Genomic DNA, 16,962 nt, shown 5'->3' with positions numbered 1-16,962 from the left:
CGCTGTCCGGCGGTTGGAGCAGCGTGTACCCGCTGTCTTTTTTTTGCAGCGTCACCTGGCCGGCGCAGGGCAGTCACGTGTGCTCGCACATTCCTGCCGGCGCGAAACGCCCGGGCCGACGCCTTGCGCGAACCCGGGCCTTGGGGGCGGGCCGGTTACTTGAGCAGGTCCTGCACCTGGCCCAGCGCGGTCTGGGCGCATTTGTCGTCCAGGTGGCCGCCCGGCGCACCGCCGATGCCCACGGCGCCGATGACCTCGTTGCCCGCCTTCACGGGCAGGCCACCGCCCAGCAGCAGATAGCCGGGGATGTTCACCAGATTGGCGGCGCCGGGGTTCTTCTGCGCGCCTTCCATGATGGCCAGCGTGCTGTTCTTGGCCGAGGCGGCGGTGTAGGCCTTCAGGCGGCTGGCCTCCAGCGTGTGCGGGCCGGCGTTGTCGGCCCGCTGCACGGCGCGCACGGTGCCGGCACGGTCCACCACGGTGGCGGTGACGGCATGGCCGTCGGCCGCGCAGGCGGCCACGCTGCGTGCCGCGATCTGGTTGGCCAGCTCCAGCGACATGTTCTTTTCCGTGCGCACGGCGTCGGCCTGGGCCGCGGTGGCGATCAGGCCCAGCGTGAGAGCGGCAAGGGTGGCGAGGGCGGTGGCGGGGCGTGGCATGTGGTTCTCCTTGAGGGTGGATGGACCCCGGGGCGCGGGGCCCTGGCGGCATGCATGCAATGTAGGAAACGCCACCGCCGCACACCATTCGGACGGCTACGCCCGGCGCTGCGTAGAAATACGGAGGGGCCGAAGAAGGTGCCGGCTCAGCCGCCGGGCGAGCCGTCCGCCAGACGGGCATAGCGGCGGATCAACTGAGCCAGGCTGGGCGCCTCCAGCTTGGCGAACAGGTTGGCGCGGTGGGTCTCCACCGTGCGCGGGGACAGCTCCAGGCTGCGGCCGATCTCCTTGTTGGTCAGGCCCTGGACGATCAGCGACAGCACCTCGCGCTCGCGGGCGGACAGCTGGGCAAAGCGCTGCTGGGCGTCCCGGTCGCCCTGCTGGCGCTCGCGCGATTGCACATGCTGGCGCACGGCACCCTGCAGGGCCTCGATCAGCACCTCGTCGTCCACCGGCTTTTCGAGGAACTCCGCCGCACCGGCCTTGAAGGCCCGCCGGCACATGTCCACCGTGCCGTGGCCGGTGAGCAGGATCACCGGCTGGTCCACGCCCTCGTCCGTCAGCCGGGTCAGCAGCGCCAGTCCGCCCATGCCGGGCATGCGCACGTCCAGCACGATGGCACCGATGCTGTGCCGATCGAACCGCTCCAGGAACTGCAGCGGATCGGCCCAGCGCTGCACGCGCAGGCCGACCGTCCCTATCAGCAAGGCCAGGCTGTCGCGTACCGCCTCGTCGTCATCGACCAGATGGATCAGCGGGGAAAGGTCCTGGGCGGGTGCGGCGGTCATGGGGCGGATGCTTGTACGGGGTCGGTGGGGGCCGCGGGCAGCAGCAGCTCGAAGCGTGCTCCGCCGACCGTGGAGGGTGTGGTGGATGCGCCCAGCGCCAGGCTGCCGCCCATGGACTCGGCCAGGCTCTGGCTCAGCGTCAGACCCAGGCCCAGGCCCTGGGCGCGGCCCGTGGCAAAGGGGGTGAACAGGCGCTGGCGCATGTCGGGTGCCACGCCAGGGCCGTTGTCCTGCACGGCCACCAGCAGCCGGGCGTCGCTGCGTGCCAGCTCCACGAGCAGGTGGCGGCCCGCGGGCGGCTGCCCGTCCATGGCCTGCAGTGCATTGACCAGCAGGTTGTGCAGTATCTGCTGGAGGGCGACGGGGTCGGCCTGGGCGGCCGGCAGATCGGTGGCAGCCTGCACCCTGGCCTGGACCTGGCGGCGGCGCAGCTCGGGCTCCAGCAGGTGCAGGGCCTCGGCCACGGCCTGGGGCAGGTCCAGCGCCCCGGCCTGCGGCGCCAGGCCCGGGCGCTCCACGAGGCGGCGCAGCCGCCCCACCACGGCGGAGGCGCGCTTGGCCTGCTCCGCAGCCCGCACCATGGCCTGGCGTGCCGCGTCGATCTCGGGGGGCTCCTCGGCCAGCAGCCGGCGTGCGGCCTGGCTGCTGGAGAGCACGGCCGTCAGCGGCTGGTTCAGCTCATGCGCCATGCCGGCGGCCAGCTCGCCCAGCGTATTGAGCCGCGCCACCTGGCCCAGGCGCAGCAACTGCTCGGCGCGGCGCTGCGCCACGCGCTGGCGCAGCAGGGAGCGCAGCACGGCCATGAGCAGGGCACAGCCTGCGGCCCAGCCCAGCATGGCCGTCCAGGGCAGCACCGCGGCGTTCAGCGGCTGGCGCAGATGCAGGACCAGGGGCTGGCTGGGCGAGGCCAGGGTCTTGCTGACCTGCCAGGACCAGTCTGCCCAGCCGGGCGGCTCCCGGCGCACGGGCCCGCCTTCCTGGATCACGAACGCCTGCCCGCCAAGGGTCAGCCAGGCGCGCACCGCGCTGGTGGCCGGGGGCAGGGGCCATTCGTCGGCCGGGATGGTGGCGCGCAGATCCAGCAGCAGCGCATAGCTGGCGGGCAGCCCGGCCTGCACCAGGTACAGGCGTCCCTGGGCCAGATCGGCCAGGGCCAGTTCGGCGTGGCCGCTGGCCTGGGAGCGGCGCTCGGCCTCGGCCATGCCAGAGGGCCAGGGCGCGGGCCAGGGCGCGGGCCAGGGCGCGCCCTCGGCGGCGCCACGGCGGGCCGCATCGAGTACCTGGGGATACAGGCGCGGCAACTGCTTCCACGAAGCCTCCCCGGCACTGGGCTGGCGAGGCTGGAGCAAGGCCAGCGTGCCCAGGATGGCATCATGCTGCACCATGCGCTGGCTCAGCAGCCGGTGGGCAATGCGGGCATCGGTGTCGAACACCTCGCGCAGCGCCTGCAGGCGCGCGTGCGCCAGCCAGGCCGCGCCGCAGCCCGCGGCCAGGGCCCAGGCCAGCACCCACCATGCCGATCGCCGCCACCAGTTCATGGCGCGGATTCTGGCATGCGGGGCCGCGCAGGCGGTGGTCTAATCCGGGGCAATTCCACCCACCGCAGCGCAGCATGGCCGAGAACCCCTCCTCTTTTGCTTCCGTCGCCGACGCCTCCTGGATGGCGCCGCACAGCCTGCTGCGCCTCTCGGTGGCCGTGGCCCTGCTGACCATCGTGCTCAAGACCCTGGCCTGGTGGCTGACGGGATCGGTGGGGCTGCTGTCGGACGCGCTCGAATCCTTCGTCAACCTGGCCGGCGCCGTGTTCGCGCTGGCCATGGTCACCATCGCCAAGCGGCCGGCCGACACGGATCATCCCTACGGGCACCACAAGGCGGAGTACTTCTCCGCGGGCTTCGAGGGCATCCTGGTCATCGGGGCCAGCCTGGCCATCGCCTGGGCCGCCGTCGCGCGGCTGTGGAACCCGCAGCCGCTGGAGCAGCTGGGCTGGGGCCTGGCGCTGTCCGTGGTCAGCTCCGCCCTCAATGGGCTGCTGGCCGTGGCCATGCTGCGCTCGGCGCGCCGGCACCGGTCGATGGCGCTGGAGGGCGACGCGCGCCATCTGCTCACCGATGTCTGGACCTCGGCCGGAGTCGTCATCGGCCTGCTGGCCGCATCGCTCACCGGCTGGCTGTGGCTGGACGCGGCGGTGGCCATCGCCGTGGCGCTCAACATCTGCGTGCAGGGTGCGCACTTGGTCTGGCAGTCCTCCCAGGGCCTGATGGACCAGGCCCTGGACGCCCCCGAGCGCCTGCGCATCGATGTGGTGCTGGACCGCCACGCCCACCGCGAGCAGGGCGTGGTCTTCGACAACATCTCCAGCCGCCGTGCGGGCGAGCGCAGCTTTGCCGACCTGCACATGCATGTCCCCGGTGACTGGAGCGTGGCCCGCGCCGCGCGGCTGCGCACCGAGATCGAGGCCGAACTGCTGCAGGCCGTTCCCGGCCTGTATGCGCGCATCGAACTGCTGCCCCTGGGCATGCAGACCGCCATGGAGGCAGCCATCGAGGCGGCGGGCCAGGCGGACACTTCTTCCACAACCATCGACGAGAGCCCCCGACCATGATCAGCATCCTTCAGCGCGTGAAAGAGGCGCGCGTGGAAATCGACGGCCAGGTTGCCGGCCGCATCGGCGCCGGCCTGCTGGCCCTGGTCTGCGCCGAGCGCGGCGATACCGAGGCCGAGGCCGACCGGCTGCTGGCCAAGATGCTCAAGCTGCGCATCTTCGCCGACGAGGCCGGCAAGATGAACCGCAGCGTGCAGGACCTCGACGGACAGGGCGCCTGCGGCGGACTGCTCATCGTCAGCCAGTTCACGCTGGCCGCCGACACCGGCGGCGGCAACCGCCCCAGCTTCACGCGTGCCGCGCCGCCGGCCGAAGGCGAACGCCTGTACGACTACATCGTGCAGCGCGCGCGTGCCCTGCATCCCGAAGTCGCCACGGGACGCTTCGGCGCGGACATGCAGGTGCACCTGCTCAACGACGGGCCCGTGACCATTCCGTTGTCCATCGCGCCCGCCGCCCCGGCTTGACCTGGGGTGGAAGCTGGCGTCATTTGCGAGTGCGGCCCGTCCTGAAGACACCTGCAAAGACCGTATTCTTGCGGCCTCAGCATTCAACGACAGACCGACCATGAAGAACCACCCGTTCAAAGCCTCCACCCTGGCCCTTGCCATGAGCATGGCCCTGGCGTGGAGCGGCGCGGCCGGCGCCGACACCCTCAAGAAGCCCGCGCTGGACGCCCTGGCCCAGGCCCAGCCCCGCCCCGCCGATTTCGCCGGCTTCCTGCGGCAGGCCGCCGCCAGCCAGCCCGAAGTCGCCCAGGCCGTGCAGCGCCATGCGGCAGGCGCCGCTCTCGCGGGCGACGACCTGACGAACATTGCGCGCCTGCTGGGCCTGTACACGCGGCTGACGCAGGAGCAGGCCGTGCTGTCCAGCATCGAGCGCATGGTCGCCCTGCCCACCGTGCGCGACCCCAAGGTGGCGCCGCACGAAAGCCCGGCCATCCTCGCCTTCGGCGCGCTGGTGCAGCAGATGGCCAAGGACTTCGGCCTGCAGTACCGCAACGTGGACAACCGCATCTTCGAGGTCACGCTGCCCGCGAACGCGGCCCGTGCCACGGACGCCGGCGCCGATGAATTCGGCATCCTCACCCATGCCGACGTGGTACCTGTCGTTCCCGCCGAATGGGTGCTGGACGGCCAGGCCATCGACCCCTTCAAGGTCACGCGCGTGGGCGACAAGCTCTACGGGCGCGGCACCATCGACGACAAGGGGTCGATTGCCACCGTGCTGTTCGCCATGAAAGCCGTCAAGGACAGCGGCCTGCCGCTGTCGCGTGGCATCCGCCTCATGATCGAGACCACGGAGGAGACCGGCGGCGACGCCATGAAGTACTACCAGGGCAAGACCACGCTGCCGGCCTACAACATCGTGCTGGACAGCAAGTACCCCGCCGTCGTCGCCGAGAAAGGCTCGGGCGCGCTCAAGGCGGTGTTCGACGACGTGAAGGCCGATCCCGCCGTCCCTGCCATCACCGCCATGGCCGGCGCCGCCTCGGCGAATGCCATCGCCCAGACCGCGACGGCCGGCATCACGGCGACCGATGAGGCTGCCATCGCCGCCATCGCCGCACGGCTGGAGGCCGCCAAGGGCGACTTCACGGCCAGCTATGCGGGGCAGGGCGGCCCGTTCGCCATCGACATCCAGCGCAGCGGCACCACGGCCACCGTCAAGGTCACGGGCGCATCGGCCCATGGCTCGCGCCCCGAGGAAGGCGTCAACCCTGTGCCGCGCCTGACCTTGTTCCTGCAGCAGGTGCTCATGCCCACCCAGGGCGTGGCCCTGGTCCAGTCCAATGCCTACACCCAGGCCGTGCGCTACATCAACGGCGCCTTCGGCCTGGACTACCTCGGCAAGCAGTTGGGCGTGGCCTATGCGGACGACTTCATGGGCCCGCTGACCCTGTCGCCCAACCTCATCAAGGCCGTGGACGGAAAGCTTGAAGTCACCACCAACGTGCGCATGCCGCGCGGCAAGACGCCCGAGCAGCTGCAGGCCGAGGTGCAGCAGCGCATCACCCGCTGGAGCGAGGCCGCCAAGGTTCCCCTCAGCCTGCAATACACCCAGGGCCACTGGATGGCGCGCGACCCCAAGGGCGCCTGGCTGGCCACCCTGCTCAACATCTTCGGCGACACCACGGGCCTGGACGCCCGGCCCGTGTCCACGGCCGGCAGCACCACCGCGAAGTTCATGCCCAACGCCATCAACTTCGGCCCCGCCATGCCCGGCAAGAAATACACGGCGCACAACGCGCTGGAATACAAGGAGGTGCCGGACCTGCGGGCCGACATGCAGATGTTCACCGAGATGCTGGTGCGGATCGGGAATCTGAAGCAGATGCAGTGAGCATTGGCAATCCGCCGAATGCAAAGGCGCCTTGTGAAAGCGAGGCGCTTTTTCATTCCCGGGACGAGCCATCGAAGGGGATTGGCAATTTGATACAACCTCCCGTGGGAGGCTGCAATGCAGGACATCAAAAGCCAGGATCTCAAGACCATTCTTCATTCCAAACGCGCCAACATCTACTACCTGGAACATTGCCGTGTCCTGGTCAATGGCGGGCGAGTGGAATACGTGACAGACGCCGGCAAGAAAAGCCTGTACTGGAATATTCCCATCGCCAATACCACCAGCATCCTGCTGGGGACGGGTACCTCCATCACCCAGGCTGCCATGCGGGAGTTGGCCAAGGCGGGTGTACTTGTCGGCTTTTGCGGGGGTGGGGGCACCCCGCTGTTCAGTGCCAACGAGGTGGATGTGGAAGTGGCCTGGCTGACTCCGCAAAGCGAATACCGGCCCACCGAATATCTGCAGGCCTGGGTGAGATTCTGGTTCGACGATGAACTGCGCCTGCAGGCGGCCAAGCAGTTGCAGGCCTGGCGCTTGCAGCGCTTGCTGTCCGAATGGAATACCCGCTCCCTGCGCGAAGCGGGTTTTGCGATAGACATCGAGCGCCTCAAGGCCCTGGTGCAGCAATTCACGGGGCTGATTGCCCACGCGCCTGATGTGATGACGCTGCTCACCGACGAAGCCCGACTGACCAAGGCATTGTTCAAGCTCGCGGTCGATGCCGTCGGCTATGGGGACTTCACGCGTGCCAGGCGGGGCACGGGCACCGATGAGGCCAACCGCTTCCTTGATCACGGCAACTATCTGGCCTATGGCCTGGGCGCCACGGCGACCTGGGTATTGGGGCTGCCGCATGGCCTGGCGGTGCTGCATGGCAAGACACGGCGCGGCGGCCTGGTGTTCGATGCGGCCGATCTGGTCAAGGACGCGGCCATCCTGCCGCAGGCCTTTCTGTCGGCCATGCGTGGCGATGACGAACAGCAGTTTCGCCGCCAGTGCATTGAAGCGCTCACGCGCAGTGAATCGCTGGACTTCATCATCGATACGCTCAAGCTCATCGCCACCGATACGGCCCGCATGGCACGCCCCGAAGCGCCTGGACCGGATGGCACAGGAGGTGGCGAATGAATGTGCTGCTCGTGTCCCAATGCAGCAAGCGGGCGTTGACGGAAACGCGCCGCATCCTCGACCAGTTTGCCGAGCGCCGTGGCGACCGCACCTGGCAGACGCCCATCACCCAGGCGGGCCTGGACAGCCTGCGCAAGCTGCTGCGCCAGAGCGCGCGCAAGAACACGGCCGTGGCCTGCCACTGGATTCGCGGGCGCGATCACAGCGAGCTGCTGTGGATCGTCGGGGACGCGCGCCAGTTCAATGCCGAAGGGGCCGTGCCCACCGATACCACCACCCGCAACGTACTGCGCGCCGAGGATGAAAGCCACTGGCACCATCTGCCGCTGATGACGGCGCTGGCCGCGCTGGCGGCCCTGGTGCACGACCTGGGCAAGGCCACCAGGGCGTTCCAGGAAAGGTTGGGAAACCCGGGCCTGCGCGAGCGCAATCACTATCGCCATGAGTGGGTGTCGGTGCGGTTGTTCCAGGCCTTCGTGGGCCATGACGATGATGCGGGCTGGCTGCGGCGCCTGGCTGAAGAAGGTGCCGATGCCGGGGCATTCGAGACACAGTGGACCCGGTCGCTGCTGCGGGACGGCATCGATGAGCCGAAGGCCATGGAGCGGCTGCCCTTCGCAGCGCTGCACAGCGCGCCGCTGGCCCAGGCCGTGGCCTGGCTGGTGCTGACCCACCATCGCCTGCCTTGCATGCCCGTGCCGGTCGGCCGGCAGGGGGCCGATGACGACCTGGAGTCCGATCGCCGCCAGTGGTCACGCTTCGGCGCACGTCCCCGTTTCGTCAACAGCAATGAGATCGAGCGGTTGCTGGAATGCATCAGTGCCGACTGGAATGAGCCGCGCGAAGCAGTCGATGCCGCCAAGGTCCGCGCCCATTGGGACTTTCCAAGCGGTCTTCCGGTGTCCACCGCGCCCTGGCGCAGGCAGGCCGCACGCTACGCGCGCAAGCTGCAGGAGCTGATGGCCCGGTCCATGGATGCACAGGCCCTGGCCGACCCTTTCACCCTGCATGTGTCGCGCCTGTGCCTGATGCTGGCCGACCACCATTACTCCAGCATCGAGGACGAAGTCCGGCGCAAGCCCTACCGCAACGCCGGCTACCCGCTGTACGCCAACACCCGCAAAGGCCAGGGGCCAGCACCGTCCTTCAACCAGACGCTGGACGAGCACCTGCTGGGCGTTCAGGCCCATGCCACGCTGGTGGCGTGCTCGCTGCCCACGCTGGCACGCAGCCTGCCGGCCCTGCTCAACCATCGCGGCCTCAAGAAACGCAGCAGCAACCCGCGCTTCCAGTGGCAGGACAAGGCCGCCGACCTGGCGGCCAGCATGCGCCACCGCAGCGCCAGCCAGGGCGCCTTCATCGTCAACATGGCGTCCACGGGCTGCGGCAAGACGCTGGGCAATGCCCGCATCATGAACGCGCTGGCCGATCCCGCCGTGGGCATGCGCTGCGCCTTCGCCATCGGGCTGCGCACACTGACGCTGCAGACAGGGCGCGTGTTCCAGAACGACCTGGGCCTGGGCGACGAGCAGCTCGCCATCCAGGTCGGTGGCGCGGCCAGCCGCGCGCTGTTCGAGCACTGGGAGGCACAGGCCGAAGCCAGCGGGTCGGCCTCGCGCCAGGCGCTGCTGGACGAAGGCGGCCAGGTGCTCTTCGAGGGCAATGATCGGCACCCGCTGCTGCAGCGCCTGACCGACGATGCCCAGGTGCGTTCCCTGATCGCCGCGCCCGTGCTGGCCTGCACCGTGGACCATCTGACGCCTGCCACGGAAAGCCTGCGCGGTGGCCGCCAGATCGCACCCATGCTGCGGCTCATGACGAGCGACCTGGTGCTGGACGAGCCCGATGACTTCGACATGGCCGACCTGCCCGTGCTCACACGGCTGGTGCATTGGGCGGGCCTGCTGGGCTCGCGCGTGCTGCTGTCCTCCGCCACCTTGCCGCCCGCGCTGGTGCGGGGCCTGTTCCTGGCCTACCGCGCGGGACGCGAGATCTGCCAGCGGCACCGTGGCGAGCGGCCCGGCGAGTCCATCGCCATCTGCTGCCTGTGGATGGACGAGTTCCACCAACAGGCGCTGGACTGCGCCGATGGCCCCGCATTTCGCGCGGGCCATGACAGCTTTGTGCAAAAGCGCGTGGCCCGGCTCGCCAAGGCCGAAGTGCGTCGCCTGGCCACCCTCGTGCCCCTGCCTGCCCAATGGCACGGTGCCGACCTGGCGATACGGCGCCGCGACTTTGCCCGCATCGCGCTGGAGCAGGCCTGGCAGTTGCACCAGCGCCCGCAAAACCACGCCATCGACCCCGCCAGCGGCAAGCGCGTGAGCTTCGGGCTGGTCCGCATGGCCAACATCGATCCGCTGTTCGACGTGGCGCTGGCGATGTACGGCCAGGGCGCTCCCGCGCTGGGCGTGCGCGTGCACCTGTGCGTCTACCACTCGCAGTTTCCGCTGCTGGCGCGCTCCAGCATCGAGCGGCAGCTGGACACCGCGCTGGACCGGCGTTCCCGGGACGGCGCCGACCCAGTCTTCCAAAGGCCGGCCATCCGCGCACTGATCGATGCCAGCCCCGAGCCGCATCAACTGTTCATCGTGCTCGGCTCGCCGGTCACCGAAGTGGGCCGCGATCACGACTACGACTGGGCCGTGGTCGAGCCCTCGTCCATGCGCTCGCTGATCCAGCTGGCCGGGCGCGTGCGGCGGCATCGGCCGGGCGCGGTGGGCGAGGCCAACCTGCGGGTGCTGGGCAGCAATCTGCGGGCTTACGAAAAGCCCGGCCGGGCGGCATTTTGCAAGCCGGGGTTCGAGATGGACCCGGTACCGGACAAGACGGACTCGGCAAGGTACTTCCATTTGCGCTCGCACGATCTGCAGGCGCTGCTGGCAAAACACACGAAAGGCGAAGTGCCATGGCCCGTGGACGCCCGCGCGCGCATTGAAGTCGCCAATGAACCGCTGCACCCCGGCAGGCACCTCGTGGACCTGGAACACGCCCGCATGCACGACGCCATGCTGCCGCGCGAAGCCGGCAGCCCGCACGCCCCGCCCGTGCTGCGCGACGCCAGCCTGCACTGGAGCAGCCCCGCCCGCCTGTGGCTCACCGGCCTGCTGCCGCAGTTCCAGCGCTTTCGCTATGACCCGCTGCCGCGCGTGGATGTGGTGTTTCTGCCGGACGAGGAGGAAGAGGGCTTGCAACTGCACCGCGTCGTGGATGGCCAGCGGCGGGGCGACACGCTGTATGTGCCGGTGCAGGACAGCCTGCTAGCCCTTCAGCCGTTGCATTTCACCGGGAAGGAGTCCGTCACGCCCTGGGGGCAGGTGGATCTGATGCGGGAACTGGTGGCCCTGGCGGAGGGCAAGGGGATGTCGCTGGGGGCGTGCGCGGCACGGTATGCCGTGGCCAGCCTGCCGGACAAGGCGCAGGGGTGGCGGTTTCATGATGTTCTGGGTTTCAACAGAAAGGAGGGCTGAGAACTTGACCGAAGTAACGCAACCTACAGAGCGAAGCTTGAAGGTCCTGCAAATCATGCTGGATCATGTTGCGACGCGATTACGGGCGGCTTTGACCCGTTTGGAGGGAAAGGACGACGCTGCTACAAGAAAGCGCAAGGAAGATGCGCAGGAAAAGTACCAGCTAGCCTCGATTCTGGAAAAAGGGGGCAGAGCAGCCCCGGCAATTGCCTTGGCGAGCCATACCGCAAAGGGAATTCATCCAGACCTGAAGGTCAAGGAGGCTACGAACCTCGCAGTGGATTTTTCCGGGCTCCCTTCGCTCAAAGAAATTGGTTCCCATGTCCTGGCGCCCGGCAACGGTTTGATGGATACCACTGGAGATGGCGCATACAACGCGGCCGCATACGAGCTGTATCTGCTCTTGGATTGTCCGTTTGAGGGGCAGACGCTGGGTTCCCTTTTGGCATCTCATGACGATGATGTGATGTTTGCATTCAGCCAAGGCACTGATGGCGAGACCGATAAGCCATTGCCGTGGTCACGATTGCTGGATGAGAAATGCCCCAAACCAGCGGTGCATGGGCGCAGCAAGCAAATCTACTGGCTTGCAAAGGGAGTTGATCCGTCTGATGACAAGGCATATGAAATCCTTGCGCCGCTATACCCAGCATCGCTGGTGCATGAGGTTTACAAGCAGGTTCATCAGCATCGCTTTGGTGAAACCAACAAGGCTGCTCGCCAAGCGCGTAAGGACAAGAAAGCATACGACGGCGTATGTCATGAGTATCTCCATCTGGCGGTGCAAAAGATGGGTGGAACAAAGCCACAAAACATCTCTCATCTCAATAGCGAACGCTTGGGTACGAACTATCTGCTGGCCTCACTGCCGCCCGTCTGGCGCAGCAACGAGATCCGGCTGCCTGTGCACGCCAGTTCCGTGTTCGAGAAGGTATTCATTGGCCGCCCGCAAGTGCGCAAGACCGTGCGAGAACTGCGCGCCTTTCTCGCTTCTGATCCGACGCCAAACCTGGAAACCCGGCAGCGCCGCAGTTCACTGATTGACGAGCTTCTCGATGAGATGGTGTCCTTGGCCGGCGAGTTGCAGCAGGCGCTTGCACCTGGGTGGACGCGCGAGACCGAGCGCTTTGAGCGTCTGGTGTCTGAAGAGCAATTGTGGCTGGACCCTCTGCGCACCGAACTGCCTGGCGAGGCTGATTTCGCTGACAGGTGGCTAAAGATGGATTGGCCGGCAGAGGTTGGCAAACGCTTCGCCAACTGGCTCAACAAGCAGCTCCTTGGCCAACTGCCCGTCGGCGACGCCGAAGCACGCGAGTGGAAAAAGGAACTGCTCACCGACGAGGACGGCTTTGTGCAGCAACTGCGCGAGCTGCGTAAACGGCTGGATGCGCCGGCCTATATTCCCATACGCAAAACACACGATGAGCTGGTCGGGCACAAGGAGGGGGCGGCATGACGCAAGCCATCCTGACTTTTCCCCATCTGCGCGTGCAAAACGCCAACGCCATCTCCAGCCCGCTCACCCACGGCTTCCCGTCAATCACGGCTTTTACCGGCCTGATGTGGGCGCTGGAGCGCAAACTGGCGCAGGCCGGCATCCCCTTGCGACTGCATGCGGTGGGCGTGGTCTGCCACCACCACCAGGAGCAGGTGACCCAGGGCTATGTGCGCAGCTTCAACCTCACTCGCAACCCGGTGGACAAGGACGGCAGCACGGCCGCCATCGTCGAGGAAGGCCGCATCCACCTCGATATCTCCCTGGTTTTCACCGTCTCGGAAAAACGCGCCGCAGGCACGGCGGCCACCCTGGTGCAGGGTGCCGGCGAGCAGATGCAGCAATGGGCCGACAAGGCCGGCGAGGTGCTATCGCAGATGCGTGTGGCGGGCGGCAGCCTGCTGCCCACCCGTGCCGCGCCGGGCCGGCGAGTGCGCCCCAGGCTGTCCGTGCTGGCCGAAGACGCCACGGAGCGCAGCCGCCAGTTCCGCGAATGGCGGCGCCAGTGGCTGCCCGGCTTCGCCCTGGTGGGGCGGGACGATCTGCTGGCAGACCGCCTGCAGCGGTTGCGCGCCAAGGCCCCGCAGACCACGCTGCTCGACGCCTGGCTGCATGCCGCGCGCTTCAACCATGAGCCCGTGGCGCCCGAGCCGGGCCAGCCTGCGCCCGCCGACGGCAAGCAGCCCTGGGCCGACCCCTGGCGCGGCCCCGGCAGCGGCTGGACCGTGCCCATTCCCGTGGGCTATGCGGCGCTGTCCCCCCCGCATGCGGCGGGTGAAGTGCTCAACAGCCGCGATGCCACGACGCCGCTGCGCTTCGTGGAGTCGGTGTACTCCCTGGGCGAATGGATCAGCCCGCACCGCCTCACGCACCTGGAGCAGTTGCTCTGGCACGCCGAAACCGATGAGGCCCGGGGCCTGTACCGCTGCCGCAGTGGCTATGCGCCTGACCCGGCCCAGATCGACGGCGCCGCAGACCCCGCCGACACCGGGGCGCAAGACGACGATGACGCCTATCCCTACACCTGAGCACCGTCCTCTTTGCTCCGACCTTCACAACGCATTGCCCAAGGATTGATCACCATGTCGAACGCTCTCAAGACCGCTTCCGTCCTCGCCTTCGAACGCAAGCTCGACCCCTCCGACGCCGTCTTCCACGCAGGCCGCTGGGACGACCAGGCCGCATCCGCATCCTGGGCACCCGTGCGGCTGCAGGAAAAGTCCGTGCGCGGCACCATCTCCAACCGCCTCAAGACCAAGGACCAGGACCCCGCCAAGCTCGACGCCGCCATCGAAAACCCCAACCTGCAGACCGTGGACGTAGCCGCCTTGCCCCCCGATGCCGACACGCTCAAGGTGCAGTTCACGCTGCGCGTGCTGGCCGGCGCGGGCACGCCCTCGGCCTGCAACAGCGCCGAATACCAGGCCAGGCTGGCGCAGATCGTGCATGCCTATGTGGCGGGCCACGGATTCACTGAACTGGGCAACCGCTATGCGGCCAACCTGGCCAGCGGCCGCTTTCTGTGGCGCAACCGCGTGGGCGCGGAAAGCGTGCAAGTGCAGGTGGTCCATCTCCAGGACGGCAAGGCGGCCAAGGCGTGGTCCTTCGACGCCTTGGCGCAGAACCTGCGCAAGCTGGACGGACTCGACGAACAAGTCCAGTCGCTGGGCGCCGTGATCGCCGACGGCCTGGCCGGCCGGCGCCATGTGCTGCTGCAGATCACGGCCTTCGTGCGGCTGGGCGCCGGCCAGGAAGTCTTCCCGTCACAGGAGCTGATTCTCGACAAGGCCAGCACCAAGAAGAGCAAGACGCTCTACCAGATCGGCGAAAAGGGCCAGGAAGTCGCCGCCATCCACTCCCAGAAAATCGGCAACGCCCTGCGCACCATCGACACCTGGTACGACGGCGCGCAGGACCTGGGACCCATCGCGGTCGAGCCCTATGGCTCCGTCACCACCCAGGGAAAGGCCTACCGCCAGCCCAGGCAAAAGCAGGACTTCTACACACTGCTGGACGAATGGCTGCTCAAGGACAAGGCGCCCGCCGTGGAGCAGCAGCATTTCGTGATGGCCGTGCTGATCCGTGGCGGCGTGTTTGGCGATGCGAGCTGAGCGCCATGACCACGCACTACATCGACATCACGCTGCTGCCCGACCCGGAGTTCAGCCATGCCCACCTGCTGGGCGCGCTGGTCGCCAAGCTGCACCGCGCCCTGGTGCAACTGGGCAGCGCTGACATAGGCATCAGCTTTCCCGGCTACAGCCTGCGTCCACGCACTCTGGGCACCATCCTGCGCCTGCATGGCAGTGAACCTGCGCTGCGCGGCCTGATGGAACAGCCCTGGCTGCAGGGCATGCGCGATCACGTGCACTGCACGCCGCCAGCTTTGGTACCAGAGGGCGCCGTGCCCTACCTCGTGCAACGCCGGCAATTCAAGACCAGCCCCGACCGCCTGCGCCGCCGCCGCATGCGCCGCAAGGGAGAAAGCGCCGAGCAGGCCGCTGCCGCCATCCCCGACAGCGTGGAGCGCACCCCGGACCTGCCCTACGTGCAACTGCGCAGCGCCAGCACCGGCCAGCCGTTTTGCCTGTTCGTGGAGCAGAAAGCGGTGCAGGGCATGGCGGGCCAGGAGGGCTTCAACACCTACGGGCTGAGCCTGGGAGCTGCTGTTCCCTGGTTCTGACCCTTTTTCTGGCGGCCTGTGGGGTCGCCTTTCAAATCAACAACTTGGCGACGCCTCGGAATTTTGGGGTGTTTTCGGGTTTGGGGTGAAAGTTCTTTAAAAATCCATGAATTGGGAGGATTTTTGTCTAGTTCGCTGCCGCGTAGGCAGCTCAGAAATCTACGGTGCGCGCCGTGATGGGGCGCTTCAAGTTCGCTGCCGCGTAGGCAGCTCAGAAATCCAGGTACTTGCGCAACACCGGCAGCTTGCCGTTCGCTGCCGCGTAGGCAGCTCAGAAAGTGTCCAGCGGCTCAGTGAGAGAGCGCACCGCGTTCGCTGCCGCGTAGGCAGCTCAGAAAGCCCCATGTCAACTCTTGCCGCGTTTCGTTCCGTTCGCTGCCGCGTAGGCAGCTCAGAAAAGCAAGCTGGGCTGGCGGTGATGGAGTGCGGGGTTCGCTGCCGCGTAGGCAGCTCAGAAATGGTGGATAGCGCGTTTCGTTCCCGGTCCCATGTTCGCTGCCGCGTAGGCAGCTCAGAAATCAACCTGGTCAAGTGCGCCCTTGATCAGGGCGTTCGCTGCCGCGTAGGCAGCTCAGAAAGGATTCAGCCGGGAGTTCGTGTTGTGCCTACACGTTCGCTGCCGCGTAGGCAGCTCAGAAATTACAAAAAGAGTTTGAGAATTGGCGCGGAAAGTTCGCTGCCGCGTAGGCAGCTCAGAAATAGTGATTTCATGGCGGTAGATTGCGCCCTCAGTTCGCTGCCGCGTAGGCAGCTCAGAAAATGGCACGTCCTTGCCGTTGTTCGCGACCAGTGTTCGCTGCCGCGTAGGCAGCTCAGAAAGTTGTGCAGCACGTGCCCGTTGTCATCGTCGCGTTCGCTGCCGCGTAGGCAGCTCAGAAATCGAGGGCGGATGGGGCCATGCGCCGCACTTCGTTCGCTGCCGCGTAGGCAGCTCAGAAAATCCACTTCGACCTTCCCGCTGCGAAGAAGGCGTTCGCTGCCGCGTAGGCAGCTCAGAAAAGTACCGACGCTGGGGCAACGGGAGCGCAGCAGTTCGCTGCCGCGTAGGCAGCTCAGAAAAGAAAGCGAAAGAATTGTGGCTCGATGGTCCTGTTCGCTGCCGCGTAGGCAGCTCAGAAAGGTGCTCTGGGAGTGTCTCGGTGCCTTGCGGTGTTCGCTGCCGCGTAGGCAGCTCAGAAAAAAATCCATTCAATACCTTCTTTTTTTGGAGCGTTCGCTGCCGCGTAGGCAGCTCAGAAAGCAGCATCACCGAGCTGGAGCACCTGCGCCAGGTTCGCTGCCGCGTAGGCAGCTCAGAAAAGACGCAGGCAAGCGTTTGGGGCATCGCACGAGTTCGCTGCCGCGTAGGCAGCTCAGAAACAAGCCGGCCAACAGCCCTGCGCCGGGGGTCTGTTCGCTGCCGCGTAGGCAGCTCAGAAATGCCCGCTGGCGCGCTTGCGATGGAGCTGGGTGTTCGCTGCCGCGTAGGCAGCTCAGAAAACCACAACTTGCCCATACCGCCAACGGGATCGGTTCGCTGCCGCGTAGGCAGCTCAGAAATGAGCTGCAACGCTGTCTTGCTGAGCTTCGAGGTTCGCTGCCGCGTAGGCAGCTCAGAAATGAGCTGCAACGCTGTCTTGCTGAGCTTCGAGGTTCGCTGCCGCGTAGGCAGCTCAGAAAAGGAGCTGCGCATTCGTGCTCACGCTGCCATTGTTCGCTGCCGCGTAGGCAGCTCAGAAAGCTGCGGCCGCGGCGCCTGCGCTAAAGCTGCAGTTCGCTGCCGCGTAGGCAGCTCAGAAAGAAGAGTACGCC

12 protein-coding genes and 1 CRISPR repeat array (1 of these 13 cut by a window edge) are annotated in these 16,962 nt (G+C 67.1%); of the genes, 9 read left to right on the top strand and 3 right to left on the bottom strand.

Features of this window, described 5'->3' with window-relative positions:
* Nucleotides 1-155: 155 nt before the first annotated feature.
* The 3 genes from L1Z78_RS24830 to L1Z78_RS24820 all read right to left on the bottom strand — a co-directional run bounded on the left by L1Z78_RS24830 (nucleotide 156) and on the right by L1Z78_RS24820 (nucleotide 2,985).
* Nucleotides 156-659, bottom strand: coding sequence for a GlcG/HbpS family heme-binding protein (locus L1Z78_RS24830; RefSeq protein ID WP_234638998.1), 504 nt, complete (start codon nucleotides 657-659; stop codon nucleotides 156-158).
* Between the two features lie 146 nt (nucleotides 660-805).
* Nucleotides 806-1,447 (bottom strand): response regulator transcription factor, encoded by a 642-nt coding sequence (locus tag L1Z78_RS24825; protein WP_234638997.1) that lies wholly within the window; start codon nucleotides 1,445-1,447, stop codon nucleotides 806-808.
* The gene (locus L1Z78_RS24820) at nucleotides 1,444-2,985 is read right to left on the bottom strand and encodes an ATP-binding protein (protein WP_234638996.1); all 1,542 of its coding nucleotides are present in this window, start codon (nucleotides 2,983-2,985) and stop codon (nucleotides 1,444-1,446) included. Before L1Z78_RS24820 ends, L1Z78_RS24825 begins: the two co-directional genes overlap by 4 nt.
* Nucleotides 2,986-3,059: 74 nt before the next feature.
* Here L1Z78_RS24820 and L1Z78_RS24815 point away from each other — a divergent pair, with 74 nt between their 5' ends.
* From L1Z78_RS24815 to cas6f, 9 genes are all read left to right on the top strand, one after another.
* Nucleotides 3,060-4,052, top strand: a complete 993-nt coding sequence (locus L1Z78_RS24815) for a cation diffusion facilitator family transporter (RefSeq protein WP_234638995.1) — start codon at nucleotides 3,060-3,062, stop codon at nucleotides 4,050-4,052.
* A complete protein-coding gene (gene dtd, locus L1Z78_RS24810) occupies nucleotides 4,049-4,519 on the top strand; it encodes a D-aminoacyl-tRNA deacylase (RefSeq protein ID WP_234638994.1) in 471 nt (156 codons plus the stop codon). Before L1Z78_RS24815 ends, dtd begins: the two co-directional genes overlap by 4 nt.
* A gap of 100 nt (nucleotides 4,520-4,619) precedes the next feature.
* Nucleotides 4,620-6,395 carry a dipeptidase gene (locus tag L1Z78_RS24805; protein ID WP_234638993.1) on the top strand — a complete coding sequence of 592 codons (1,776 nt, stop codon included), beginning with the start codon at nucleotides 4,620-4,622 and terminating at the stop codon, nucleotides 6,393-6,395.
* A gap of 117 nt (nucleotides 6,396-6,512) precedes the next feature.
* Nucleotides 6,513-7,526, top strand: a complete 1,014-nt coding sequence (cas1f, locus tag L1Z78_RS24800) for a type I-F CRISPR-associated endonuclease Cas1f (RefSeq protein ID WP_234638992.1) — start codon at nucleotides 6,513-6,515, stop codon at nucleotides 7,524-7,526.
* The gene (gene cas3f, locus L1Z78_RS24795) at nucleotides 7,523-10,993 is read left to right on the top strand and encodes a type I-F CRISPR-associated helicase Cas3f (RefSeq protein ID WP_234638991.1); all 3,471 of its coding nucleotides are present in this window, start codon (nucleotides 7,523-7,525) and stop codon (nucleotides 10,991-10,993) included. The genes cas1f and cas3f overlap by 4 nt, the downstream gene beginning before the upstream one ends.
* A 4-nt stretch (nucleotides 10,994-10,997) precedes the next feature.
* Nucleotides 10,998-12,449 (top strand): type I-F CRISPR-associated protein Csy1, encoded by a 1,452-nt coding sequence (gene csy1 / locus L1Z78_RS24790; protein ID WP_234638990.1) that lies wholly within the window; start codon nucleotides 10,998-11,000, stop codon nucleotides 12,447-12,449.
* Entirely contained in the window at nucleotides 12,446-13,516 is a 1,071-nt protein-coding gene (gene csy2, locus L1Z78_RS24785; protein ID WP_234638989.1) for a type I-F CRISPR-associated protein Csy2, read from the top strand. Before csy1 ends, csy2 begins: the two co-directional genes overlap by 4 nt.
* Before the next feature lie 54 nt (nucleotides 13,517-13,570).
* Nucleotides 13,571-14,599 carry a type I-F CRISPR-associated protein Csy3 gene (gene csy3, locus L1Z78_RS24780; RefSeq protein ID WP_234638988.1) on the top strand — a complete coding sequence of 343 codons (1,029 nt, stop codon included), beginning with the start codon at nucleotides 13,571-13,573 and terminating at the stop codon, nucleotides 14,597-14,599.
* 5 nt (nucleotides 14,600-14,604) lie between these two features.
* Nucleotides 14,605-15,171 carry a type I-F CRISPR-associated endoribonuclease Cas6/Csy4 gene (gene cas6f, locus L1Z78_RS24775; protein ID WP_234638987.1) on the top strand — a complete coding sequence of 189 codons (567 nt, stop codon included), beginning with the start codon at nucleotides 14,605-14,607 and terminating at the stop codon, nucleotides 15,169-15,171.
* A 130-nt stretch (nucleotides 15,172-15,301) separates the two neighbouring features.
* Nucleotides 15,302-16,962: a CRISPR direct-repeat array (repeat unit 28 nt; unit sequence GTTCGCTGCCGCGTAGGCAGCTCAGAAA); it runs 3,348 nt beyond the window's last position.

It is taken from the genome of Delftia tsuruhatensis (genome assembly GCF_903815225.1).
Lineage (GTDB): Bacteria > Pseudomonadota > Gammaproteobacteria > Burkholderiales > Burkholderiaceae_C > Comamonas > Comamonas tsuruhatensis_A.
Note: the sequence above shows the minus strand (reverse complement) of the source record. Positions and strands in the feature narration are given on the sequence as shown.